We start from the raw sequence: 23,235 nt of genomic DNA, 5'->3' as shown, positions 1-23,235 counted from the left end.
CCTACGATGACCAACGTGCCAGACGGGAGGCCGGACCGGCCGTTGCCGAGCATCCTGTTCGAGCTCACCGAGGGATACAGCGAGGTCCTCGCTCTGCTCGACCAGTCCGTCGCCATGCGCCGGATCGCGGACGACGTGCCGGAGCTGAGCGGGGTCGACGTGGCGTGGGTGGGTGAACCGGACGGCGCCGACCAGATCGTGCTCGGGCACACGGTCAACGCCCGCACGCCCGCCGTGGACGGTCTGGTGGTATCCGCCGGGTGCGGGCTCGGCGGGCAGGTGATGCTCCGGCGCCGCCCCCTGTGGGTCAGTGACTACCGCCGCTCCGACACCATCACCCACGACTTCAACGCCCAGGCGGAGACGGAGGGTCTGGGCGCGATGATCGCCGTGCCCGTCATCCACGACGACCAGTTGCTGGGTGTCCTCTACGGTGCGAACCGGGAGACCTCCCCGTTCGGCGACCGGACGACGCAGGCCCTGGAACAGGCGGCGAGCCGGGCCGCGGCCGCCGCTGTCGTCGCGGAGCGGGCCCGCCACGCTGCAGAGGTCGCCGTGCACGAGGAACGGCGCAGGCTCGCGCTGGACCTGCACGACACCGTGGGGGCCATGCTCTTCTCCCTGGGGACGGGCATCCGCTCACTGGCCGCGGATCTGCCCGCCGGGGACGCCGTGTCCGCACGGCTCGGTGACCTGGAGGAGCAGGCGATCCAGGCGGCCGCCGCGCTGCGCGTGTCGCTGCACGCGCTGCACGCGCCGCCGGAGGAGGTCGCTCTCGGAGTTGCGCTGCGCGGCGACTGCAGGGCCTTCCAGCAACGCACCGGCGTGATCGCCCGGCTGATCACGGTGACCGAGGTGCCGGGTCTTCCGCGGGCCCGGATCAAGGCGCTGACCGATGCGGCGCGGGAGGCGCTGCTGAACGTCGAGAAGCACGCCCGGGCCCGCTCCGTCGTGGTGAGCGTGTTCAGACTGTCCGGAGGCGTGTGCGTGACCATCGCCGATGACGGCGTGGGCCCGTCCCCTGCGGGCGAGTCCTCCGGCGGCATCGGCCTGTCCACCATGTCCGAGCGCCTGGAACGGGTGGGCGGCAGGGCCGATGTCGGCAGTAACGAGGATGGCGGCGTGACCGTCCAGGCGTGGGTGCCGGCATGAACGAGCCGATGGTGCGCGTACTGGTCGTGGACGACCACCCCATCGTCCGGGACGGCGTCGCCCTGGCGCTGGGCAACGCCTCCTGGATCACCGTCTCCGGATACGCGAGTTCCGGGCGGGAGGCGATCAGCGAGGCCGGGCGTCTGGTGCCGGATGTGGTGCTGCTGGACCTGCGCCTGCCCGACATGCTCGCCCCCGAGGTCATCCGGGCACTGCGCACCCATGCCACCGGCGTGAAGGTGGTGATCTTCACTGCCTATCCCGAGCACGCCGCTCTGGAGGACGCACTTGACGCCGGAGCGCACGCCGTGGTCGTCAAGGACGCCGAGCGGTCCGATCTGGTCGACATCGTCCGCCGGGTCTGCGCGGGCGAACGGGTGGTCCGTACCAGCCCGGACCACCTCCTCAGCGTGCTGCTGAACCGCAGGCTCAAGGAGAGCGGCCTGACCCGCCGCGAGTACGAGATCCTGCGCAGGGTCGCGATGGGCGAGACGAACCCGGAGATCGCAGACGTGCTGGGGCTGGCGCGGAACACGGTCAAGACCTACCTCCAGCGAACGCTCGAGAAGCTGGGCGCGCGCAACCGCGTGGAGGCCTTGGCGCGAGCGAGCGAGCGCGGGATTCTCTGACGGCTCGCGGGCAGGCACACCAGGAAGAAGTGACGGTAGGCGATCGCGCGGAAGGCGCCTGACGGGCGCAATCCCGGGTCAGGCGCCTTCTTTCGGTGTCTAGAAGAAGCCGAGCTTCTTCGGCGAGTAGCTCACCAGCAGGTTCTTCGTCTGCTGGTAGTGCTCCAGCATCATCTTGTGGTTCTCCCTGCCGATGCCCGACTGCTTGTAGCCGCCGAAGGCGGCATGCGCCGGGTAGGCGTGGTAGCAGTTCGTCCAGACGCGGCCCGCCTGGATGGACCGGCCCGCGCGGTACGCGGTGCCGGCGTCGCGGGTCCAGACGCCCGCGCCCAGGCCGTAGAGCGTGTCGTTGGCGGTCTTCATCGCGTCGTCGAAGTCGTTGAAGGAGGTGACGGAGACGACGGGGCCGAAGATCTCCTCCTGGAAGATCCGCATGTGGTTGCCGCCCTCGAAGATCGTCGGCTGGACGTAGTAGCCCCCGGCCATGTCGCCACCGGGGTTGGCGACATGGCCGCCCGTGAGCACCTTGGCGCCCTCCTGCTGCCCGATGTCGACGTAGGAAAGGATCTTCTGGAGCTGGTCGTTGGACGCCTGGGCGCCGATCATCGTGTCGGTGTCCAGCGGGTGGCCCGGCACGATCTTCTCGGTGCGGGCGACGGCGGCCTCCAGGAACTCCTGGTAGTGGCCCTGCTGGATGAGCGCCCGGGACGGGCAGGTGCACACCTCGCCCTGGTTGAGGGCGAACATCGTGAAGCCCTCGAGCGCCTTGTCGCGGAAGTCGTCGTCCGCAGCCGAGACGTCGTCGAAGAAGATGTTCGGGCTCTTGCCGCCCAGTTCGAGGGTGACCGGCTTGATGTTCTCGCTGGCGTACTGCATGATCAGCCGCCCTGTCGTGGTCTCGCCGGTGAAGGCGATCTTCGCGACGCGCGGGCTGGAGGCGAGCGGCTTCCCGGCCTCCACACCGAATCCGTTGACGATGTTGACCACGCCCGGCGGCAGCAGGTCGGCGACCAGGCTCAGCCACACGTGGACGGACGCCGGGGTCTGCTCGGCCGGCTTCAGCACGACGGCGTTCCCGGCCGCCAGCGCCGGAGCCAGCTTCCAGACGGCCATCAGAATCGGGAAGTTCCACGGGATGATCTGGCCGACGACGCCGAGCGGCTCGTGGAAGTGGTACGCGACCGTGTCGTCGTCGATCTCGCTGAGGCTGCCCTCCTGCGCACGCAGCGCGCCTGCGAAATACCGGAAGTGGTCGATGGCGAGAGGGATGTCGGCGGCCAATGTCTCGCGGACCGGCTTGCCGTTCTCCCAGCTCTCCGCGACCGCCAGCTCCTCCAGATGAGCCTCCATCCGGTCCGCGATCCGCAGCAGGACGTTGGCGCGGTCGGCGGGTGCCGTACGGCCCCAGGCGGGCGCCGCGGCGTGGGCGGCGTCCAGGGCCGCCTCGACGTCGTCGGCGGTGCCGCGGGCGACCTCGGTGAACGGCCGGCCGTTGACCGGCGAGGGGTTCTCGAAGTACTGGCCGAGCTTCGGCTTGACGTACTCCCCACCGATCCAGTGGTCGTAGCGGGACTGGTAGGAGACGACTGCGCCGTCGGTGCCTGGAGCGGAGTAACGGGTCATATCGGTGGCCTCCCCACGACGTCGCCGCCCCCCGTTGGGCGGCGTTCCGCGCGAGGCTAGGGACGGCGAGGTTGCAAGCACGTTGCGGCGGACCCGGACCCGGACCCGGACCCGGGCCCCGACCGGGCTCTGGGTCCGAGGCCGGCCCCGGGCCCGGACTCGGGCCCGGGTGTATACGCGGAGCCGCCGGATCCGTCGCCCGGCAGCCCGAGTTCGCCGTCGAGGTCGCGCAGCCGGGCCCGGGCGACAGCCGCCGTCACGGACCCGCTCGGCAGGGTGGCCGCGAGCGCCGTCCACGCCTCCAAGTCCTCCGCGCCCCACGGGCTCCTCGTCCAGGCGCCCAGCAGATCCGGATCGCGGCGGGCGATCAGCGCGGCCCGCAGCTGGTCCTCGACCCTGCGCCGCAACCGCTCCACAGCCGGAGCCCGGGAGCCCGGCAGCAGTGGCCCGCCGTACGCGGTGACGGCCGCCGCGGGTGCGCCGGAGCCGAGCCTGCGGAGCACGGTCTCGAAGTCCGCCTCGACCGGGACGCCCAGCCGGTACGGGCGTGAGTGCAGGACGTCCTCGCCCAGCAGGCGGCGCAACCGGGAGAGTTCGGCCCTCAGTGTCACGGGCGAGACCGCCCCGTCCTCGTAGAGGGCGAGCATCAGCTCGTCACCGCTCAGCCCCTCCGGATGGCAGGCGAGGAGCACTACGATCTCGCTGTGCCGTCGGCTGAGCCGTACCCGCCGGCCTCCGTGCACGAGAAGCGCCTCGTCGCGGCCGAGCGCGGTCAGCTCCAGCCGGGGGTGTTCGGCCGGCGGTGCGAGGATGGCCAGTTGGGACTCGGCCGCGCGCGCGACGGCCTGGACGAAGGCGAGGCTGTGCGGGTGGGCGAGCCGGTCGCCGCCGGTGATGTCCACGGCGCCGAGCACCCGCCCGGTCCGCGGGTCGTGCACGGGCGCCGCCGCACACGTCCAGGCCTGGACCCTGCGGCTGAAGTGCTCGGCCGCGAAGACCTGCACGGCACGGTCGAGCGCCACCGCCGTACCCGGTGCGTTGGTGCCGACGGCCGACTCGGCCCAGCGCGCGCCGGGCACGAAGTTCATCATGTCCGCCCGCCGCCGCGTGGCCGCGTGTCCCTCGACCCACAGCAGCCTGCCCTGCGTGTCGCAGATGGCCACGAGGTGCTCGCCGTCCGTGGCGAAGGAGCCCATCAGCTCGCGGAACAGCGGCATCACCGGGGCCAGTGGGTGTTCCGCGCGGTAGGTCCCCAACTCGCCGTCGGTGAGCTCGACGGACGCGGTGGTGTCCGGGCTGACGTGCGCCCGGGCCGAGCGGCGCCAGGAATCCACGACCACCGGCCGTATGGGGCGGTCCACAGAGCCTGCCGCCGTGAAGGCCTCGTGGGCACGGCGGATCGCGCCGACCCGCTCGGCGGGATCGGCGCCCGATTCCAGGGCGACCCACGGATTCGCGGTCAATGCGGCTTCCCGGAGTGGATGATCGGCTTGGATGTCGGAGTGGCTGCGTCCATCGTGGCCCGCGAGGCGGCCTTCGACAACAGCCCGGACAAGAGCCCGGGCACCAGCCCGGGCACCAGCCCGGGCACCAGCCCGGGCACCAGCCCGGACACCAGCCGGGGCAGTAGCCCGGACACCAGCCGGGGCAGTAGCCCGGGCAGCGGCCCGGCCGCCGGACCGACAGCGAGAGCAGCAGGAGACGTGATGACCGAGCCGCAGTCGCCGCAGGAGCTCGAACCGATGCCCACCGACTGGGAGCGATGTCTCGCGGTCGTCGCCCACCCTGACGACCTGGAGTACGGCGCCGCTGCCGCCATCGCCACCTGGACCGACCGCGGCGCCGAGGTCGGCTATCTGCTGGTGACCCGCGGCGAGGCGGGCATCGACGGCCTCGAACCCGCCACGTGCGCGCCCCTGCGCGAGCAGGAGCAGCGGGAGAGCGCCGCCGAAGTGGGCGTGGCCTCGGTGGAGTTCCTCGATCACGCGGACGGTGTCATCGAGTACGGCACGCGCCTGCGGCGGGACATCGCGGCCGCTATCCGTCGCCACCGCCCCGAGCTGCTCCTGACGCTCAATCACCACGACACCTGGGGCGGCCGGTTCTGGAACACACCGGACCACCAGGCCGTCGGCAGGGCCGTACTGGACGCCGCCGCCGACGCCGGAAACCGGTGGATCTTTCCTGAGCTGATCGAGGAGGAGGGCTTGGCCCCCTGGAACGGGGTGCGCTGGGTGGCCGTCGCCGCCTCGCCCGAGCCCACCCACGCGGTCGACGTCACCGCGGGCCTCGACCGGGGCGTACGGTCGCTGCTGGCCCACCGCACGTATATCGAGGCCCTCACCGACGAGGAGCCGGAGGCCTACTGTCGCGCGTTCCTGACCCGCAACACCGAGCGCACGGCCGCCCGCTTCGGCGGCAGGCCCGCGGTCGCCTTCGAGCTCTTCCCGCGCGGCTGAGCCGCCTACGGCAGCCGCAGCGGGCTGCGCGCGAAGGCGATGTGCAGCTCGGACTCGACTGGAAACGGGGAACCGTCGGCCTTTGACGGGCGTCGTGCCAGTCGGGCATAGCCCGTCATGGCCGGGCTGCGGATTGTCGTGGCCCTGCGCCTCAGCCCCGGGCACCCAGCAAGTGGTCCATCGCCAGCTGGTCCAGCTGCTCGAAGGCCATGCCGCGGGCCGCGGCCGCCTCGGTGTCGAACTCCTCGAAGGCCGAGCGGTCGGCGAGCAGGCCGGCCAGGGTCTCGCCCTCGGCCAGGGTCGGCTGGGCCAGCTCGTCGAGGCGGGACGCCCGCAGTGCCTCCCGGACGGCGGGGTCGGAGCGGAACGCCGCGGAACGCTCCTTCAGGATCAGGTAGTTGCGCATGCAGCCCGCCGCCGAGGCCCACACCCCGTCGAGGTCCTCGGTCCGCGGCGGCTTGAAGTCGAAGTGCCGGGGCCCCGCGTAGCCCGCCGACTCGAGCAGGTCCACCAGCCAGAACGCGGCGCGCAGGTCGCCGGCGCCGAAGCGCAGGTCCTGGTCGTACTTGATGCCGCTCTGCCCATTGAGGTCGATGTGGAAGAGCTTGCCCGCCCACAGCGCCTGGGCGACCCCGTGCGGGAAGTTGAGCCCGGCCATCTGCTCATGGCCGACCTCCGGGTTGACGCCGTACAGCTCCGGCCGCTCGAGCCGCTCGATGAAGGCGAGCGCATGGCCGACGGTGGGCAGGAGGATGTCGCCGCGCGGCTCGTTCGGCTTGGGCTCGATGGCGAAGCGCAGGTCGTAGCCCTGCTCGGTGACGTACGCGCCGAGAAGGTCGAACGCCTCCTTCATCCGGTCCAGCGCATCCCGGACGTCCTTGGCGGCGCCGGACTCCGCGCCTTCGCGGCCGCCCCACGCGACGTACGTCCTGGCACCCAGTTCGGCGGCGAAGTCGATGTTGCGGATCGTCTTACGGAGGGCGTAGCGGCGCACGTCGCGGTCGTTGGCGGTGAACGCGCCGTCCTTGAAGACGGGGTGGGAGAAGAGGTTCGTGGTGGCCATCGGTACGACGAGGCCGGTGGCGTCGAGCGCCTGGCGGAAGCGCTTGATGCGGGACTCGCGCTCGGTTTCCGGGGATCCGAAGGGGATCAGGTCGTCGTCGTGGAACGTCACGCCGTACGCGCCGAGCTCGGCGAGCCGCTGGACGGACTCGACGGGGTTCAGGGCGCGGCGGGTCGCCTCGCCGAACGGGTCCCGCCCCCGCCAGCCGACCGTCCAGAGGCCGAAGCTGAATCTGTCGTCGGGGGTGGGCTGGTAGCTCATGCGGCTCCCTCGCTATTTCGTCACGGCCGTTGACAAATTAGTGTGCGCAAGCAGAGTGGGGAACCCCCGATGCACGAAGCATCCCGATGCCCGCAGCATGAGGAATCCGATGCCCGCAACACGAGGAAAGGGACGTGCGATGGGAGCACCGGAAGGACCGCTGGTCGTCGGCGTGGACAGCTCGACCCAGTCCACGAAGGCCCTGGTCGTCGACGCCGCGACCGGCGCAGTCGTCGCGCGCGGGCAGGCCCCGCACCAGGTCAGTGGCGGGCCCGGCCGCGAGAGCGACCCCGAGCAGTGGTGGAGCGCGCTGTGCCGGGCGCTGGAGCAGTGCGGGCCCGTGGCGCGGGGCGCGGCCGCCGTGTCGGTCGGCGGCCAGCAGCACGGGCTCGTCACGCTGGACGCGGCCGGGCGGCCCGTACGGCCGGCGATGCTCTGGAACGACGTGCGCTCGGCCCCGCAGCGCGACCGCCTCGTGGCCGAGCTCGGCGGGCCCAAGGCGTGGGCCGAGCGGATCGGCAGCGTTCCCGCTCCCGCCTTCACGATCACCAAGTGGGCGTGGCTGCGCGAGACCGAACCGGAGGCGGCCGCCCGCGTGAGCGCCGTACGGCTGCCGCACGACTACCTCACGGAACGGCTCACCGGGCGCGGCACGACGGACCGCGGGGACGCCTCGGGCACCGGGTGGTGGTCGGCGGCGACCGGGGCGTACGACGGGGAACTGCTCGACCGCGTCGGGCTCTCCACCGGCCTGCTCCCCGAGGTGCTGGCCCCTGGGGAGCTCGCGGGGTCGGTACGCGAGCGACTGCCGGAGCTGCCCCTGTCGCCCGGCGCCCTGGTCGCGGCGGGCACCGGCGACAACATGGCCGCGGCGCTGGGCCTCGGGTTGGACCCCGGGCAGCCGGTGCTGAGCCTGGGCACCTCCGGGACCGTGTACGCGGTGTCGCGCCACCGCCCCGCCGACCCCACCGGCACGGTGGCGGGCTTCGCGGACGCGCGCGGCGACTGGCTCCCGCTGGCCTGCACGCTCAACTGCACGCTCGCCGTGGACCGGATCGCGGCCCTGCTCGGGCGGGACCGGGAGGCGGTGGAGCCGGGCGGCAGTGCGGTGTGCCTGCCCTTCCTCGACGGCGAGCGGACCCCGGACCTGCCGTACGCGTCGGGGCTGCTGCACGGGCTGCGGCACGACACGACGGCCGGGCAGCTGCTCCAGGCCGCGTACGACGGGGCGGTGTTCGCTCTGCTGGCCGCCCTCGACCGGGTCCTGGACGGCGACGCACCGCAGGACGCATCGCAGGGCGCGCCGCAGGACGTGCCGGAGGATGCGTCGCAGGGCGCGCCGCAGGACACGCCGATCCTGCTGATCGGCGGTGGCGCGCGGGGCACGGCGTGGCGCGAGACGGTCCGCCGTCTGTCCGGCCGTCCGGTGCGGGTGCCGGAGGCTTCGGAGTTGGTGGCCCTGGGCGCGGCGGCACAGGCGGCGGGTGTGCTGACCGGGGAGGACGCTGCGGCGGTGGCGCGGCGCTGGGGCACGGGCCGCGGACCGGCTTACGACCCGGTCGCGCGGGACGAAGCGGCGGTGGAACGGCTGACGGCGACGCTGGCCGACGCGGGTGGGTTGCTCGGGGGGCCGTGACCGGCGGGGCCGGTGGCCGCCGGGGGCGCGCTCGGCAACGGCGCCGGCAGCGGGCCGAACAGGCCGCCGCCCAGAGGGTCGGGCTGCGGTGCCCAACCCTTGGGGCACTCCGGGATACCGGCGCCCGGCCCAGGGGGCCGGGCAAGTCCCCCCACGGAGAACGATCGAGAGGAGTCCTCGGCCTTGGCCGCCCCCGCGCCCCAGACGCAGCACGGCATCCGGCAGCGCAATCTCTCCCTCGTGCTGCACGCCGTCGCCGTGCACGGGCCCCTCTCGCGTGCCGGAGTCGCCGGCCGGATCGGGCTGACCAGGGCCGCCGTGTCCACGCTCGTCGACGAACTGACGCGCGCCGGGCTGCTGGTGGAGCTGGGCCGCACCCGCCCCGGGACCGTCGGGCGGCCCGGCAGCGCTCTGGCGCTCAGCGATCGCGGACCCGCCGGGCTCGGTGCCGAGATCGGTGTCGACCATCTCGCCGTGTGCGCTGTCGATCTGCGCGGGCGCGTACGGGTCCGGGCCGAGGAGACGGCGGCCAACCGGGACAGCGAGCCCGGGTCCGTCTTGGCCCGGCTCGCGAGGCTCCTGCGGCGGGTCACCGCCGAGGCGGAGCGGGAAGGCCTGACGCCCGCCGGGCTCGCCGTGGCCGTGCCCGGTCTCGTCGCCCGCGGTTCGGCGACGGTCGTCCGCGCGCCGAACCTCGGCTGGCACGGCACCGACATCGGTCCGGCCCTGGCGCGAGCCCTGACTCCGGCCATCCCCGCCGCCGTCGACAACGAGGCGAACCTCGGCGCGCTCGCCGAGCTCTGGCTGGGCGAAGGCGGCGCCGCCAGGCGGGACTTCGTGCACGTCTCCGCCGCGATCGGCATCGGAGCGGCGGTCGTCGTGGACGGGGCGCTGCTGCGCGGTGCGCAGGGCTTCGCGGGCGAGCTGGGTCATGTGCCCGTACGCCCGGAGGGCCACCCCTGCCCGTGCGGCGGCCGCGGCTGTCTGGAGCAGTACGCGGGCGAAGAGGCGGTGCTCCGCGCAGCCGGGATGACGGGCGGCGAGGGGATTTTGGAGTTGCGAGACCGGGCCGCCGCGGGCGACGGCGTCGTACGGCGGGCCCTGCGTGGCGCGGGCACGGCGCTCGGGATCGCGCTCACCGGGGCGGTGAACCTGCTCGACCCGCAGGCCGTGGTGCTCGGCGGAGCGCTCGCGGAACTGTCGCCGTGGCTGCTGCCCGCCGCGGAGCGGGAGTTGGCCCGCCGGGTGCCGCGCCCGTACGGCGAACTCGTCGTCTCGCGGCTCGGACGCGACGGGCCGCTGCTGGGGGCGGCACACTCCGTCGTGCAGGGCGTGCTCGACGATCCGATCGGGCGCACCAACTCCCTTGGTACCGGGATTGTCTGATCCTCTGTTTCAGCGCTGGTCGCAGCGGTCACCATGACAAGGGGGGTGTCATGTGCGCGTCGCCCCTGGAGACCCCCATGGACTCGTCCCTCCCGGCCCGCCGGACCCTGCTGCGAGGCGGCCTCGTGATCGCCACCGCCGCTCTGACCACCGGCACAGCCGCAACCGCCAACGCCCGCCCCCGCAGACGCCCGGCCGACTACCCGGACGCCCACTGGACGCCCGCCAGCCCGTCCAACTACACCGTCTCCAGCCGCCCTTCGAGCTACCCGCTCGACTACGTGGTCGTGCACGTCACGCAGGAGACCTACGACGACACGATCGAGATCTTCCAGAATCCGGCCTCCCAGGTTTCGGCGCACTATGTGGTGCGCTCGGAGGACGGGTTCGTGGGCCAGTGCGTGCACGACAAGGACATCGGCTGGCACGCCGGGAACTGGGACTACAACACCCGCAGCATCGGCATCGAGCACGAGGGCTGGGTGGACAAGCCCGAGTACTTCACCGACGCGATGTACGAGTCGTCGGCCGCCCTCGCCGCGTACCTCTGCGACACCTACGGCATCCCGAAGAACCGCGACCACATCATCGGCCACAACGAGGTGCCGGGCTCCGACCACACGGACCCGGGACGGCACTGGGACTGGGCGCGCTATCTGCGGCTGATCAACGAGGGATGAGCCCCGTGGGCGGGCGCCCGGCCCGACCTATTCCGGGCCGTGGAGGGCCGCCAGGGCGGACGCGGGGTCGTGGTCGGAGGGGCCCGCAGGGGACCAGCGGCCGCGCTCCTTGCGGTAGGGCCACCACCGCCCATCCCTCCCGTACCGCAGCTGCGTATCCGTCCCCACCGCCGTCCAGCGGTTGAGGGCGGCGCGCAGCTCCGGCGCCCGTTCCTCGTCCGCCCACGCGGCGGACAGCTGCGCACGCGCGCGTGCCAGCGCCTCCGGCTCCGGGTTCCAGTCCTCCTCCAGCACCGCGAGCGACGCGGGACCGCCCTGGCCCCAAGCGCGTACGGCCAGCGCCAGGCTGTCGCGGTCCCGGCCGGTTCCTGCCGCCAGCCGCGCCGCGATACGGGCGTCGGGGCAGGCCGCGGCGAGCCGTACCGCATCCTGATCAAGCGTCAGCTCCGCGGGGAGCGGCGCCAGTTCGTGCCGGGGCGAGAGCGCCTCGGTGAGCATCCGCCGCGCACGGGCAGCGGCATCCGCCGCGAGGAACTCCAGCGCGGCCGGGTCGAGGCCCGGTGCCGGATCCGTGCCGCTGCCGAGCGCGGGCGGGCGGCCCGGCTCCTCGACCGGCGGCGGGGGAGCCGGCAGCGGCGGCAGGGTGTCCGCCGCGGCGAACGCCTCCCGCGCCAGGACGCCCGGCGGAGCGCCTTCGGGCTCCGGAACCCCGCCGTCCCCCGGAGGCGGCTTCTCGGCGCCCCACGCGCCCCGCGCCACGCTGCGCACCTGCAGCTCGGCCAGCAGCTCGCGCTCCCGGCGCCCGCGCATCAGCAGCAGGACGAAGGGATCCTGGTCCAGCAGCCGCGCCACCTGATAGCAGAGCGCGGCCGTGTGCGGACAGTGGTCCCAGACGCCGCAGGTGCACTCCGGCTCCAGGTCGCCGATGCCCGGCAGCAGTTCGACGCCGGCCGCTGCCGCGTCCTCGACCAGATGCGGCGGCATGTCGCGGTCGAGCAGCGCCGCGATGTGCCCGGCCCGGTCGGCCACCGTGTCCAGCAGCCGGTCCCAGTCCTCCTCGCCGAGCTCCTGCAGCAGCACGTCCGAGCGGTGCGGCGTCCGGTCGCGGTCCCGCACCACCGCGGTGATCCGGCCCGGCCGGACGGACACGGCGCCCACCGCGCCCTCGCGCGCGTACCTGCGCCCCTTCTTCAACTGCTCGGCGTCCAGGGCGGTGTCCTCCAGGGCCTTCAGCCATGCCTGGCCCCACCAGGTCTGCGCGAAGCCGCGGCCGCGGGCGGGCGGCAGAGCCTCGAAGGTCCGTTCCATGGAGTCCTCCGTCATCGCTCGTCCCTCCGCAGTTCGACGAGGTCCGCCAGCTGGGTGTCGGTCAGTTCGGTCAGCGCGGCCTCGCCGCTGCCGAGGACGGCGTCCGCCAACTCCCGCTTCCGCTGGAGCATGTCCGCGATCCGGTCCTCGACCGTGCCCTCGGTGATGATCCGGTGGACCTGCACCGGCTGCGTCTGGCCGATGCGGTACGCGCGGTCGGTGGCCTGGGCCTCGACGGCGGGGTTCCACCAGCGGTCGTAGTGCACGACATGCCCTGCGCGGGTGAGATTCAGCCCGGTGCCCGCCGCCTTCAACGACAGCAGGAAGACCGGCACTTCGCCGTCCTGGAAGCGGCGCACCATCTCTTCGCGCCGCGCGACGGGCGTGCCCCCGTGCAGGAGCTGTGCGGGCACGCCGCGCGCGGCCAGGTGGCCCTCCAGGAGCCGGGCCATCTGCACGTACTGGGTGAAGACGAGGACGCTCGCGTCCTCGGTGAGGATCGTGTCCAGCAGTTCGTCCAGCAGCTCCAGCTTCCCCGAGCGGCCGGGCAGCCGCGGCCGGTCCTCCTTCAGGTACTGGGCGGGGTGGTTGCAGATCTGCTTGAGGGCGGTGAGGAGCTTGACCACCAGACCGCGGCGGGCGAAACCGGCGGTGCCGGAGATCTCCGCGAGCGTCTCGCGCACCACCGCCTCGTACAGCCCGGCCTGCTCCTTGGTGAGCGCGACCGCCCGGTCCGTCTCGGTCTTCGGCGGCAGCTCAGGCGCGATGCCCGGGTCGGACTTGCGGCGGCGCAGCAGGAAGGGGCGGACGAGTCTGCTGAGCCGCTCGGCGGCGGCCGGATCGCCACCTCCCTCGACGGCCTGGGCATAGCGCCTGCGGAAGGAGCCGAGCGTGCCGAGCAGGCCCGGCGTGGTCCAGTCGAGGATCGCCCACAGCTCGGAGAGGTTGTTCTCGACGGGGGTGCCGGTGAGCGCCACGCGCGCGTGGGCGCCGATGGTGCGCAGCTGCCTGGCGGTCGCGGAGAACGGGTTCTTGACGTGCTGCGCCTCGTCGGCGACGACCATGCCCCAGGGCCCGGCCGCGGCCAGCCGGTCCGCGTCGAGCCGCATCGTGCCGTACGTGGTGAGCACGAACTCGCCGTCCGCCAGGTCCTCCAGGCTGCGGGCCGAGGCGTGGAAGCGGCGCACGGGCGTGCCGGGCGCGAACCGCTCGATCTCGCGCTGCCAGTTGCCCATGAGGGAGGTCGGGCAGACGACGAGCGTCGGTCCCGCGGACGCCGGGTCGGTCTGCCGGTGCAGGTGGAGCGAGATGAGCGTGATGGTCTTGCCGAGGCCCATGTCGTCGGCGAGACAGCCGCCGAGGCCGAGCGAGGTCATGCGGTGCAGCCAGTCCAGGCCGCGCAGCTGGTAGTCGCGCAGGGTCGCGGCCAGGGCCGCGGGCGGCCCCAAGGGCTCGCGGTCCCCGCCCTGCCCGTCCCCGTGCCGCCCGTCCTTGTCCTGCCCGTCTTCCGGGTCCGCGAGCCGGTCGCGCAGGGCCGCCAGCCAGCCTCCGGCCTCCACGTCGACGGTCTCGCCGTCGGCCTCGGCCTTTCCGGTCAGCGCCGCGCCCAGCGCGTCGACCGCCGTGACCTTGCGGTCCTGCCGGCTCCGGGCCCGGCGGGCCAGTTCGGGATCGACCAGCACCCACTGGTCGCGAAGACGTACGACAGGGCGGCTCGCCTCGGCGAGCCGGTCGAGCTCCTCCCGGGTCAGGTCCTGCCCGCCGACCGCGAACCGCCAGCTGAAGGCCAGCAGGGCGTCCGCGGACATGAGCGACGGAAGACCGGACCCGGGCCGGTCGGGTCCTGTGCCCTCCGGCGGGCCGATGACGGCGCGGGCGGTGAGCTCACGGGCCAGCTCCCTCGGCCAGTGCACCTGCACACCCGCGGCGTCCAGAGCTCTGGCCGCCTCGCCCAGCAGCTCGGTGACCTCCTCGTCGGCGAGCTCGATGGCGTCGGGGACGGCGGCGGAGAGCAGGGGGGACAGGGGCGGCCACGCGCGCGTGGCCCGGCGGAGGATCAGCAGGGTGTCCATCCGGGCGCGCGGCCCGAACCCCGTGTCGCCTCGCCCCGCCCTGCCCGCCCACACCTCCGAGGCGTCGGCGACGAGCGTGGCGTCGGTGAGACTGTGCAGCTGCACGACGGCGCGGAACCGCGGCCCGGCATCCGCACTCCGATCCTGTTCGACGAGACCGGGCAGCTCGACCCGCAGCGAGACTCGTACACCCGCGTCGTGCCCGGCTGCCACCTCGGCGGCCCAGTCACGCTGCTCCGGCAGGCGCTGCGGCTCCGCGGCGGCGAAGGCCGGGCCCCCTGCGGCGAGCGTGGCGGCAGGGGAGCGGGGGAGGCCGTCGGCGACAGCGTCGAGGAACGCCCGGAGCAGCGGCTCGGGGTCCGGCAGCCGTAGCGGATCCGTGTCCCGCAGCGGTACCGCGTGGGCGGCGGGCGGCATCGCGGCGGCGAGCTCGCGCACCCGCCGCAGGTCGTCGGGGGCGAGCGGGCCGACCCGCCAGGCGTCGTGGTCGGTGGCCGTCAGGCCGGGGAGCAGGCGGCCGCGGGCGGCCAGCTGGAGCGCCAGCACGGCCGCCGAGCCCCAGAAGACGGCCGAGGGGTCGCCCTTCGCGGCGCGGGCGCGCGTGAGGACCGGCACGGCCTCGCGCACCGGCAGGACCACGGCTCGCACGGTCCGCCCGCGGACGTCGTCGCCGTACGGGACGGCCACGGTCAGCTCCTCTGCAGGACCGGTGTCCGCGGGCGGCGCGCCGTCCGGGCGCCAGAAGGCGACCCGGCCGGTGCGGGCGGGGCCACCGGGCAGGAAGACCGCCGCGCAGTGGGCGAGTTCGGAGATCGCGGAGGGCGTTGTCGCGGGGAGCGGAGGCACAGCGCTACGCATTCCTCAAACTTGACTAGTGGAGCCGGAGCCGCCGAGATTACCTCACGGTGACCCTCTCCGGGAGCGGCTCAGTCGTGAGGAAGGTCACCGGTGCGCTCGGTGTGCGCACATGCCGCAGGCCCCGAGCCGGGCCCGACTCGTACGGGCGGAGCTACTGAACGTGCACGGAGTCGGCGCTTCGCGGCCTGCGAGCGAGACTGGTAGTGGCGGCGCAGCAGTGCGCCGGGTGCCCGGGGGAACTGTCGCGGGTGTGTGCCCGTTCACAGGATGAGCTCGGGGTCGCCGCGAAGGAGGCGTCGGAGATGACGAACAGGGCCAAGGTCGCCGTCGGGGGAGTGGCGGTGGGGATCGTCCTGCTGTGGGTGCTGCCCTTCTGGGCGGCGCTGCTGATCATGGTCGGCGTTCCGGTGGGTGCCTATCTGCTGCTGGACGAATCGCAGCGGCGGAGGCTGCGCCGGGTGAGCCGGAAGGAGCTGGGCCGCTGATCCGCGCGCCCCGCGAGGCGCCCCATCGTTGGAGTGACGGTGATCTCCGTGGGCGCACGGAGGTCACCGGACGGGGAGGAGAGCCGCGCTCATGGGTGGCACGGTCACGGCGGTGAGCCGCAGCAGGGAGCACGACTTCAGCAAGCGGACGCGGGAGAGCATCCGGCTGCTGGCCGGTCTGGGTGTCGACGGCGATGCGCACCTGGGGGTGACGGTGCAGCACCGCTCGCGCGTCGCCCAGGACCCGACCCAGCCGAATCTGCGGCAGGTCCACCTCATTCATGAGGAGCTGTTCGCCGAGGTCCGCGAGGCCGGGTTCGAGGTCGGCCCGGGGCGGCTGGGGGAGAACATCACCACGGCGGGGATCGACCTGCTGGCGCTGCCGACCGGCACGCTGCTCCGCCTCGGCGCGGAAGCCGTGGTCGAGGTGACCGGGCTGCGCAACCCCTGTCTGCAGATCGACACGTTCCAGGACGGGCTGCTCAAGCAGGTCGTGGGGCGGGACGAGGCCGGACGGCTCTCCGCAAGGCCGGGATCATGGGAATCGTGGTGACCGGCGGAGAGGTACGCCCGGGTGATGCCATCGGCGTCGAGCTGCCCGCCGAGCCGCACCGGCCGCTGGAACGGGTCTGAGGCGTACGTGCTCACCGCCATCCGGCTCCCCGCTCCCGAACCCCGCCCGACGAGGACGCGCCGCTGCGCCGGCGGGCCGACGCAGCCGGGCTGCTGCGCGACGCCCGCCTGCTCATCAAGCTGGCCGGCGGCGCACCGCAGCCGGTTGCCGCTTCGGCGCTCACCGCTCTCGGCCAACTCGCGGCCGGGGCCAGCCGACAGGACCGGGCTGCTCCCCATGCTGCTCGGGCACCCGGACACGGCCGCATCGGCGCTGCTGGTCGACATCGCTTCATGACCTACTGCGGGGCGCCTTCTGCATGCGCGGAAACCCGGCCACCGCGCATACGCCCCCGCCTTCCCGGTCTTCGCCGGGCTACTGACGCGCGGCGAGGGGCGGCGAGGGGCCGGGTTCGGCGGGGATCGCGGGTCAGGAGGGGCGCACCGCGAGCTCGTCGAGGGCCCTGAGCAGGCCCGGGAGTTCGGGGCCCCGGCCCACGGGGAGGACTTCGCCCGGCTCGTCGTCGACCAGGATGAAGGCGATGTCGTCGGTGCGGGCCACCATGCTCCAGCCCGGGCCGTCCGCGCGCAGCGTACGGGCCTCGCCCGAGGCGAAGGCGGAGCGGATGCGGCCGGGCGGCGGGGGCTTGTCCACGTACGCGCGCGCCTCCTCGAGCACCCTGCGTACCGCGGGGTGTGAGGGCTGCCCGGGTTCCGGCCGGTCGCCCTGCTCCGGCTCGTCTCCCGACTCCGGCTTCCCGGGCGCCTTGGGCTCGTCTTCGGCCTTGGGCTCGTCTCCCGCCTTCGGCCGGTCTTCGGCGTTCGCTTGTTGCCCCGGTTCGGTGAACTCGACCTCCTCGTCCACCTGTTCCCGCCACATCGCCCACTGCAGGGCGATCTCGTCCGCGCCCAGCCGCCGCTGCGCCGGACCCCAGTTCTCGGAGTCCGGCGGGCTCAGCGGAGTCCGGTCGACGCCGTCCAGTTCCGGGTCGGGCTCGGGGTCGTGCGGGGCCGGGATGCCCGGGGCGGCGACCGCGACGGCGAGCGGCCAGCCCGGCAGCGCGGCGACGACGCTGCGCTCGTCGGGCGACAGGTCGTACTCCATGCCGCAGTCCCAGGCGGCGATGGCGCAGGCGACGAGCGACACGTCGTCGGTGACCACGGTCCACCGCGCGCCGTCCCCGTCCTGCCCGAGCACCAGGCCGTACCCCTCGGCGTACGGCTCGAGACCGAGCACGGAGCACGCCTCCGGGTAGTCGTCGCCGAGCACGCTCGGGAACTGAGCGGGAGTGAGCAGCACTGCCGTCAGCACGAACAGGGCGTCCTCGGCGTCCTGGGCCTCGTCCGTAACGGACATGGTCACCTCTCCATGGATCAGTGGGGTGCGCGCACATTAACCAGTAGGTAACGCCTCCGTCGAGGGTTCGGCGCAACCCGGGCGCCTGGCCTGGCCTCCTGTGTGCGCCGGCCTGGCCCGGGCCGGTCAGACGGCGGGCAGGCCGAGGAGGGACCGTGCCACGGTCTTCGGGGACTCGTCGCGCTCGCGGGCGACCGCGATGACCGCCCGGCACGCCAGCTCGTTCACCCCGAAGGACAGCGCCTCGGGCGACACCCATCCCGCCGCCTCTGCCAGCCCGTGCTCGTCGTCCTCGATGCCCGCGGCCACGTACGCGGCGGCCGCGTCGAAGAGATTCGGCCGCCTGCGATCCGGACGAGCGGCCCGGCCCCGGCGGCCCTGGTCCCCGTTCCGGTCCTGGCCCTGATCCCCGTTCCGTTCCTGGCCCTGGTCCCGGCCCCGGTTCCCTCCTCTCAGTGGTTCGATCAGCTTGCGAAGCCTGCCCAGCACGCGGACCACCCTCCCCCTGTCTGCTGTGTCACCGAATCTTCAAGTGTGCCTCGCGTCCGTAGGGTTGGCAGGGCGCACGGCCAGTGCGAGGAAGCGTGCGTCCTCGTCCGCGTAGGAGATCAGGCGCCAGCCCGAGGCCGTGAGCAGCGGACGGAGGTTGGGCTCGGCCCGCAGGTCGTCGGGGGTGAGCTGCCGTCCCTGGCGGGCGGCGAGAGCGGCCCGGCCGATGGGGTGGAAGAGCGCGAGGCGCCCGCCGGGGCGCACGACGCGCGCCAGCTCGCGCAGCCCCTCCCGCGGGTCCGCCAGATGCGACACGAGTCCTGCGGCGAACACCGCGTCGAGCGAGGCGTCCCGCAGCGGTAGCCGCGCGACGTCCGCGATGACGAGGCGGGCGCTGCGGTCCCGCCCGGCACGGACGGCCTCCCGCAGCATCTCCGGGGTCAGATCGGCGCCCAGAACCGTGCCGGCCGGGCCGACGGCCTCGCGCAGCGCGGGCAGCGCCCGGCCGGTGCCGCATCCGGCGTCGAGCACCGCGTCCCCGGGGCGCAGCCCGAGTTCGTCCACCGCCGCAGCGAAGGCCGGGGCGTCGTCCGGGAAGCGGGCGTCCCAGCCGTCGGCCCTGGCCGCGAAGAAGTCCCGTACGTGACTGTGGTCGGCGTCCATGCCCCCATGATCCCGCGCCCGTGAGCCGCCCGCTCGCGCCCGGGGCGTCCCGCGCGTGTGCACGGGTGCCGTGACTCGGGAGAGGAGTTGCTGATCAGGCTGGTCGAGTACGCCGGGCGGGTCCACACCGCCCGGCTGCTCGACTCGGCCGGCTAGGACCGGCTAGTGCGTGAGGCCGCTCATGGCCACGGCCGTATGGATGCGCACGCGCACCAGCAGCTCGCCGGGGACGGCGTTCCGCTTGCCGAACTCCTCGGCGCGCTCGGCGCCCATGTAGCGGGCGGCGATGCGCGTCGTCCACCGGCGCATCTCCGAGAGGTCCTCGCTCAGCTCGGCGTGGCCCTGGAGCGTGGCGAACGCGAACGGCGGGCGGTCGTCCTCCACGCAGATCGCAACCCGGCTGTCGTGCGCCAGATTGCGTCCCTTGACAGTGTTCTTGCCGGTGGTCAGGACCAGGTCGTCGCCGTCGAGTACGAACCACACGGGGGCGACGTGAGGGCTGCCGTCGGGCCGTACGGTCGCCAGCTTGCCGGTGCGCGTTCCCTGGGAGACGAACGCGTGCCATTCGTCGTGAGTCATCGTCTGTGCCATGCGCTCATCCTGTGTCATATGCGGGGGCCGGGCCCAGTACGACGCCCGCGGCGCAGGGCGGCTTGCCCGGACGGCCGAGGTGGGACAGTCTGGCACGGCAGTTGAGGCGAACTGCCGTACGGGGAGGCACGCAATGGCACTGGGCAAAGGGCTCGACTGGCTTGTGGAGGACTTGACGCAGCGCGTCGGGTCCGTGCGTCACGCGCTGGTCCTGTCGAACGACGGGCTGGTGACGGCGGCGAGCGAAGGGCTCGAGCGCGAGGACGCCGAGCACTTGGCGGCGGTGTCGTCCGGGCTGCACAGCCTGGCCAAGGGTTCGGGGAAGCACTTCGGGGCGGGGCGGGTGCGGCAGACGATGGTCGAGTTCGACGACGGGGTGCTGTTCGTGACGGCGGCGGGGGAAGGCAGCTGTCTGTGCGTGCTCGGCTCGGCCGACGCGGACATCGGCCAGGTCGCGTACGAGATGACGCTGCTCGTCAACCGGGTGGGCGAGCACCTCGGGGTCGCGGCGCGTAAGGAGGGCCGGATTGCCGGGGGCGGAGCTTTCGGGGGCGTGGCCGACAGCGGTGACGGGGCGGCGGGCGGAGAGTCGGCGAGCGGCGGGGCGGCGAGCGGCGGGGCCGATCCCGGCGACTGAAGTTATCCACAGGGGGAGCGGGGTGTCGGACTTCCCGGCTACGGTCGTCACCGAGAGTGATCGGATCGTGCGGGGGAGGACCGTCATGACAGTGCAGGAGAAGCACGACAAGCACGACAAGCAGGAGAGGCACGCGAGGCACGCGAGGCACGAGAAGCAGGAGAAGCAGCCCGCGGAGCACGGCGCGGAGGAGACCTTCGCGTTCAGCAGGGCGGCGGCGGAGCTGGGCCTGAAACCGCGGGAGTTGGAGCTCGCGGTGCAGCTCGAGAAGGTGCGGGCCGTCGCGGCGCCCGGAGGCGGGCGGCGGCGGGTGCCCCGCGCCGAAGTGGCCCGGCTGCAGGAGGCGGAGGACTTTCCCGACGGGCTGCGCGAGCGGGTGCGGGTGATCGGGACTGCCGAGGCGGCGGAGTTGATGGGCATCAGCCCCGACCGGTTCACCCGCCTGGCGCGGGTCGGCCTGATCAGCCCGGCGACGTTCTACGTCAACCGTTACCGCGCCGTCGTATGGCTCTATCCGGCAGTGGAGCTGCGGGAGTTCGTGGAGCGGGAGCCTGCGATGCTGACCGGCATCATGCCGAAGAACCTGAAGGCGCTGCTGGACGCCGGGGAGGACTGGCGGGCGCGGAACTGGCGCAGCCGGCGCATCGGGCAGCTGGCCCGGCAGACGGACGACCCCTGGGCGCGGGCCGCGGTGCCGGCCGGGGTGCTGCCGGCCGACGAGCTCGCGCAGATCGTCGATGACCCCTACGAGCGGGCGTACTTGCGCAAGCTGCGCCCGGCGCTGGTGTCCACCCGGGCCGACTCGACGGCGACGTGGGACGTGGTCGAGCGGCTGATCAGAGCGGACGACCCCGACGAGATCCTCTGGATCAGGCTGTCGCTGCTGTACGCCCTGGACGAGGCCAGGGGCTGCCGGTCGGCGCCGATGCCCGGCAGTGCCCCGCAGGAGGGGCCACGGCAAGCCCCCTCCGAAGCCCCTCCGCAAGCGCCGCAGGAAGGCCCGTCGGAAGCGCCTCGGCACAGCCCGCCGGACGGATCGGGGGAGACTCGGCCGCGCGGATTCAGGGCCTGGTTGCGCCGCCGGGCGGGGTGAGGGGAGGGGGGAGCCGAGGGAGGGGCAGCCGCGGGGAGCGCACGCTTGAGCGGAATAGTGGTCCGCTACCCGTCCAACTTGCGGAACAGACCCTCCTGCATGACGGATACCAGGAGCTGCCCTTCCCGATTGAAGATCTGGCCGCGGGCGAGCCCGCGGGCGCCCGTCGCGATGGGTGACTCCTGCTGGTACAGGAACCACTCGTCCGCGCGGAATGGACGGTGGAACCACATGGCGTGGTCCAGGGAGGCGATGTCGAATCCCCTTGAGCCCCAAAGGGGTTCGACCGGCACGCGGACCGCGTCCAGCAGCATCATGTCGCTGGCGTAGGTGAGGGCGCAGGTGTGAACCAGCGGGTCGTCGCCGAGCTGCCCCACCGCCCGCATCCACACCGCGCTGCGCGGCTCGACACCTTGGAGCTCTTCCCGGGACCACCGCAGCCGCTCCACGTAGCGAATGTCGAACGGCTGGCGGCGCGTCATGCGTTCCAGCGCCTCGGGTAGTGCGCCCAGGTGCTCGCGGAGCTCGTCGGCCAGTGCCGGCAACTTCTCCGGGCCCTGCACGTCCGGCATGGGCAGCTGATGCTCGATGCCCGGCTCGGGCTGATGAAAGGAGGCGGTCAGATTGAAGATGGTGCGGCCCTGCTGCACCGCGACCACTCGCCGGGTGGTGAAGGTCCGCCCGTCCCGTACCCGTTCCACCTGATAGACGATCGGCACGCCCGGCCTGCCGGGACGGAGGAAATAAGCATGCAAGGAGTGCACCGGACGCTGCCCGTCCGTGGTCCGCCCCGCGGCTACCAGCGCCTGCCCGGCGACCTGCCCGCCGAACACCCGCTGCAGCGACTCGTCGGGGCTGCGGCCGCGGAAGATGTTCACCTCGATCTGCTCCAGATCGAGCAGGTCGACGAGCCGCTCGGCGGGGTTGGTCATCGGTGCTCCTCGGTTCGTGCCACAGCATCCGCAAGACTAGAACAACCCTCGGGCCGGGACGGCAGGCGGCTGCCCACCGTGCCTCGCCAGGAGCGGCGTGGCCGTCGACCCGAGCCCGGGAGCGTCGAGGCCTTTGACCTGCGCCGGGAGCGGCGCGGCCGTTGTTGACCTGGGCCCGCGCGACGGCCTGCACGTTTCGCCGGCCGGGGCGAGCCAGGACCGGCCCCGGTGCGGCAGGCGCAGTCATGTGACGGATACCGCCCCGCAGGCACCCGCGACAAGACTCTCCTGTGCGAGCCGAACACGGACCGACGGAGGAGTTTCCATGCAGCAGATAGTGCTGGGCGACGTCAGCATCACGCGCGTCGCGGAGTTCTACGGCCCTGTCGAGATGACGCCCGAGGTGTTCTTCCCGGAGACCCCCAAGGAGGCGTGGGAGGAGAATACGTCCTGGCTGGCCCCGGATTTCCTGGACTTGGACAGCAATATTGTGCAGTCCGCGATTCAGACCTGGGTCCTGCGCAGTGAAGGCAAGACCATTCTCGTCGATACCGGTGTGGGCAATCACAAGTACCGGCCGTATGCGCCGGTGTGGAGCTACCTGGACACCGACTTCCTGGGCAATCTCGCCAGGGCCGGCGTGCGGCCGGAGGACGTCGACATCGTGGTCAACACCCATCTGCACATTGACCACGTCGGCTGGAACACCTACCTCGACGGCGGGGAGTGGGTGCCGACGTTCCCCCATGCCACCTATCTGATGCCGGAGCGGGACTTCGAGTTCTGGAACCCGGAGAATGAGCACAAGCCACTGCTCGGGCGAGGCAACCAGAACGTCTTCGAGGACTCAGTCGCGCCCATCCACGAGGCCGGCAAGGCGCTGCTGTGGGACGGCAGTTACGACATCGACGCCAACCTGCGTCTGGAACTCGCCCCAGGGCACACCCCCGGATCGTCCGTGCTCACCCTGAACTCCAAGGGAGACCGCGCACTTTTCGTCGGGGACCTGCTGCACAGCCCGGTGCAGATTCTGGAGCCGGACGGCAACAGCTGTTTCTGCGAGGACCCGGCCGAATCCCGCGCCACGCGCCGCCGCATCCTCGGCCAGTCCGCCGATGACAAGGCCCTGGTCTTCCCCGCCCATCTGGGCGGTCACGGCGCCGCCGAGGTGCAGCGCGACGGCAGCAAGTTCTCCATCAAGGAATGGGCGCCCTTCACCCGCCTGTGACCCCTACCCGCCTGTGACCCC

The 23,235-nt window shown here is 73.0% G+C and carries 19 protein-coding genes and 3 pseudogenes; 12 read left to right on the top strand and 10 right to left on the bottom strand.

Annotation, left to right across the window (positions count from 1 at the left end; translation table 11 throughout):
* The first annotated feature begins 6 nt into the window (after positions 1 to 6).
* Together ACTWQC_RS03110 and ACTWQC_RS03105 are read left to right on the top strand one after the other, a co-directional pair.
* Complete coding sequence (locus ACTWQC_RS03110) at positions 7 to 1,152, top strand: GAF domain-containing protein (RefSeq protein ID WP_443313907.1); 1,146 nt, start codon at positions 7 to 9, stop codon at positions 1,150 to 1,152.
* A complete protein-coding gene (locus ACTWQC_RS03105) occupies positions 1,149 to 1,781 on the top strand; it encodes a response regulator (protein WP_443313906.1) in 633 nt (210 codons plus the stop codon). Before ACTWQC_RS03110 ends, ACTWQC_RS03105 begins: the two co-directional genes overlap by 4 nt.
* A 99-nt stretch (positions 1,782 to 1,880) precedes the next feature.
* Here ACTWQC_RS03105 and exaC read toward each other — a convergent pair whose 3' ends face one another.
* Positions 1,881 to 3,404, bottom strand: coding sequence for an acetaldehyde dehydrogenase ExaC (gene exaC, locus ACTWQC_RS03100; protein ID WP_443313905.1), 1,524 nt, complete (start codon positions 3,402 to 3,404; stop codon positions 1,881 to 1,883).
* A gap of 56 nt (positions 3,405 to 3,460) precedes the next feature.
* Positions 3,461 to 4,867, bottom strand: a complete 1,407-nt coding sequence (locus ACTWQC_RS03095) for a GAF domain-containing protein (protein ID WP_443313904.1) — start codon at positions 4,865 to 4,867, stop codon at positions 3,461 to 3,463.
* A gap of 243 nt (positions 4,868 to 5,110) precedes the next feature.
* Here ACTWQC_RS03095 and ACTWQC_RS03090 point away from each other — a divergent pair, with 243 nt between their 5' ends.
* Positions 5,111 to 5,863, top strand: coding sequence for a PIG-L deacetylase family protein (locus tag ACTWQC_RS03090; protein ID WP_443313939.1), 753 nt, complete (start codon positions 5,111 to 5,113; stop codon positions 5,861 to 5,863).
* Positions 5,864 to 6,014: 151 nt separating this feature from the next.
* On the opposite strand, the gene xylA is transcribed toward ACTWQC_RS03090, so the two are convergent.
* Positions 6,015 to 7,187 carry a xylose isomerase gene (gene xylA, locus ACTWQC_RS03085; RefSeq protein ID WP_443313903.1) on the bottom strand — a complete coding sequence of 391 codons (1,173 nt, stop codon included), beginning with the start codon at positions 7,185 to 7,187 and terminating at the stop codon, positions 6,015 to 6,017.
* 139 nt (positions 7,188 to 7,326) lie between these two features.
* Between xylA and xylB the strand changes: the two genes are divergently transcribed.
* From xylB to ACTWQC_RS03070, 3 genes are all read left to right on the top strand, one after another.
* Positions 7,327 to 8,823: a xylulokinase gene (gene xylB / locus ACTWQC_RS03080; RefSeq protein ID WP_443313902.1), complete on the top strand. Its 1,497-nt coding sequence runs from the start codon at positions 7,327 to 7,329 to the stop codon at positions 8,821 to 8,823.
* Positions 8,824 to 9,006: 183 nt separating this feature from the next.
* Positions 9,007 to 10,209, top strand: coding sequence for an ROK family protein (locus ACTWQC_RS03075; protein WP_443313901.1), 1,203 nt, complete (start codon positions 9,007 to 9,009; stop codon positions 10,207 to 10,209).
* Between the two features lie 50 nt (positions 10,210 to 10,259).
* Positions 10,260 to 10,889 carry an N-acetylmuramoyl-L-alanine amidase gene (locus ACTWQC_RS03070; protein ID WP_443313900.1) on the top strand — a complete coding sequence of 210 codons (630 nt, stop codon included), beginning with the start codon at positions 10,260 to 10,262 and terminating at the stop codon, positions 10,887 to 10,889.
* A gap of 27 nt (positions 10,890 to 10,916) precedes the next feature.
* Here ACTWQC_RS03070 and ACTWQC_RS03065 read toward each other — a convergent pair whose 3' ends face one another.
* Positions 10,917 to 12,197 carry an SWIM zinc finger family protein gene (locus ACTWQC_RS03065; RefSeq protein ID WP_443313899.1) on the bottom strand — a complete coding sequence of 427 codons (1,281 nt, stop codon included), beginning with the start codon at positions 12,195 to 12,197 and terminating at the stop codon, positions 10,917 to 10,919.
* A gap of 11 nt (positions 12,198 to 12,208) precedes the next feature.
* Entirely contained in the window at positions 12,209 to 15,115 is a 2,907-nt protein-coding gene (locus ACTWQC_RS03060; RefSeq protein ID WP_443313898.1) for a DEAD/DEAH box helicase, read from the bottom strand.
* Positions 15,116 to 15,429: 314 nt separating this feature from the next.
* On the opposite strand from ACTWQC_RS03060, the gene ACTWQC_RS03055 reads away from it, so the two are divergent.
* Both ACTWQC_RS03055 and ACTWQC_RS03050 read left to right on the top strand, forming a co-directional pair.
* Positions 15,430 to 15,612, top strand: a complete 183-nt coding sequence (locus ACTWQC_RS03055) for a hypothetical protein (RefSeq protein WP_443313897.1) — start codon at positions 15,430 to 15,432, stop codon at positions 15,610 to 15,612.
* 91 nt (positions 15,613 to 15,703) lie between these two features.
* Positions 15,704 to 16,245: pseudogene (locus tag ACTWQC_RS03050) on the top strand (MOSC domain-containing protein).
* Between the two features lie 409 nt (positions 16,246 to 16,654).
* Here ACTWQC_RS03050 and ACTWQC_RS03045 read toward each other — a convergent pair.
* The 3 genes from ACTWQC_RS03045 to ACTWQC_RS03035 form a co-directional block, all read right to left on the bottom strand.
* Entirely contained in the window at positions 16,655 to 17,581 is a 927-nt protein-coding gene (locus ACTWQC_RS03045; RefSeq protein WP_443313896.1) for a hypothetical protein, read from the bottom strand.
* Positions 17,582 to 17,707: 126 nt separating this feature from the next.
* On the bottom strand, positions 17,708 to 18,079 hold the full coding sequence (locus ACTWQC_RS03040) for a hypothetical protein (RefSeq protein ID WP_443313895.1): 372 nt from the start codon (positions 18,077 to 18,079) through the stop codon (positions 17,708 to 17,710).
* Positions 18,080 to 18,109: 30 nt separating this feature from the next.
* A complete protein-coding gene (locus tag ACTWQC_RS03035; protein WP_443313894.1) occupies positions 18,110 to 18,733 on the bottom strand; it encodes a class I SAM-dependent methyltransferase in 624 nt (207 codons plus the stop codon).
* A 69-nt stretch (positions 18,734 to 18,802) separates the two neighbouring features.
* Here ACTWQC_RS03035 and ACTWQC_RS03030 point away from each other — a divergent pair.
* Positions 18,803 to 18,889: pseudogene (locus ACTWQC_RS03030) on the top strand (ATP-binding protein); the annotation flags it as partial.
* Positions 18,890 to 18,895: 6 nt separating this feature from the next.
* Here ACTWQC_RS03030 and ACTWQC_RS03025 read toward each other — a convergent pair.
* Positions 18,896 to 19,324, bottom strand: coding sequence for a PPOX class F420-dependent oxidoreductase (locus ACTWQC_RS03025; RefSeq protein ID WP_443313893.1), 429 nt, complete (start codon positions 19,322 to 19,324; stop codon positions 18,896 to 18,898).
* Positions 19,325 to 19,457: 133 nt separating this feature from the next.
* On the opposite strand from ACTWQC_RS03025, the pseudogene ACTWQC_RS03020 reads away from it, so the two are divergent.
* Both ACTWQC_RS03020 and ACTWQC_RS03015 read left to right on the top strand, forming a co-directional pair.
* A pseudogene (locus tag ACTWQC_RS03020) lies at positions 19,458 to 19,847 on the top strand (roadblock/LC7 domain-containing protein); the annotation flags it as partial.
* A 199-nt stretch (positions 19,848 to 20,046) separates the two neighbouring features.
* Positions 20,047 to 21,054 (top strand): DUF6397 family protein, encoded by a 1,008-nt coding sequence (locus ACTWQC_RS03015; protein WP_443313892.1) that lies wholly within the window; start codon positions 20,047 to 20,049, stop codon positions 21,052 to 21,054.
* 65 nt (positions 21,055 to 21,119) lie between these two features.
* Here the strand turns inward: ACTWQC_RS03015 and ACTWQC_RS03010 are convergent, their stop codons facing one another.
* Entirely contained in the window at positions 21,120 to 21,986 is an 867-nt protein-coding gene (locus ACTWQC_RS03010) for an acyl-CoA thioesterase (RefSeq protein ID WP_443313891.1), read from the bottom strand.
* A 325-nt stretch (positions 21,987 to 22,311) separates the two neighbouring features.
* Between ACTWQC_RS03010 and ACTWQC_RS03005 the strand changes: the two genes are divergently transcribed.
* Complete coding sequence (locus tag ACTWQC_RS03005) at positions 22,312 to 23,214, top strand: MBL fold metallo-hydrolase (RefSeq protein ID WP_443313890.1); 903 nt, start codon at positions 22,312 to 22,314, stop codon at positions 23,212 to 23,214.
* The last annotated feature ends 21 nt before the right edge of the window (positions 23,215 to 23,235 follow it).

The sequence above is a fragment of the Streptomyces sp. 8N616 genome (assembly GCF_052246385.1).
Taxonomy (GTDB): Bacteria; Actinomycetota; Actinomycetes; order Streptomycetales; family Streptomycetaceae; genus Streptomyces.
Note: the sequence above shows the minus strand (reverse complement) of the source record. Positions and strands in the feature narration are given on the sequence as shown.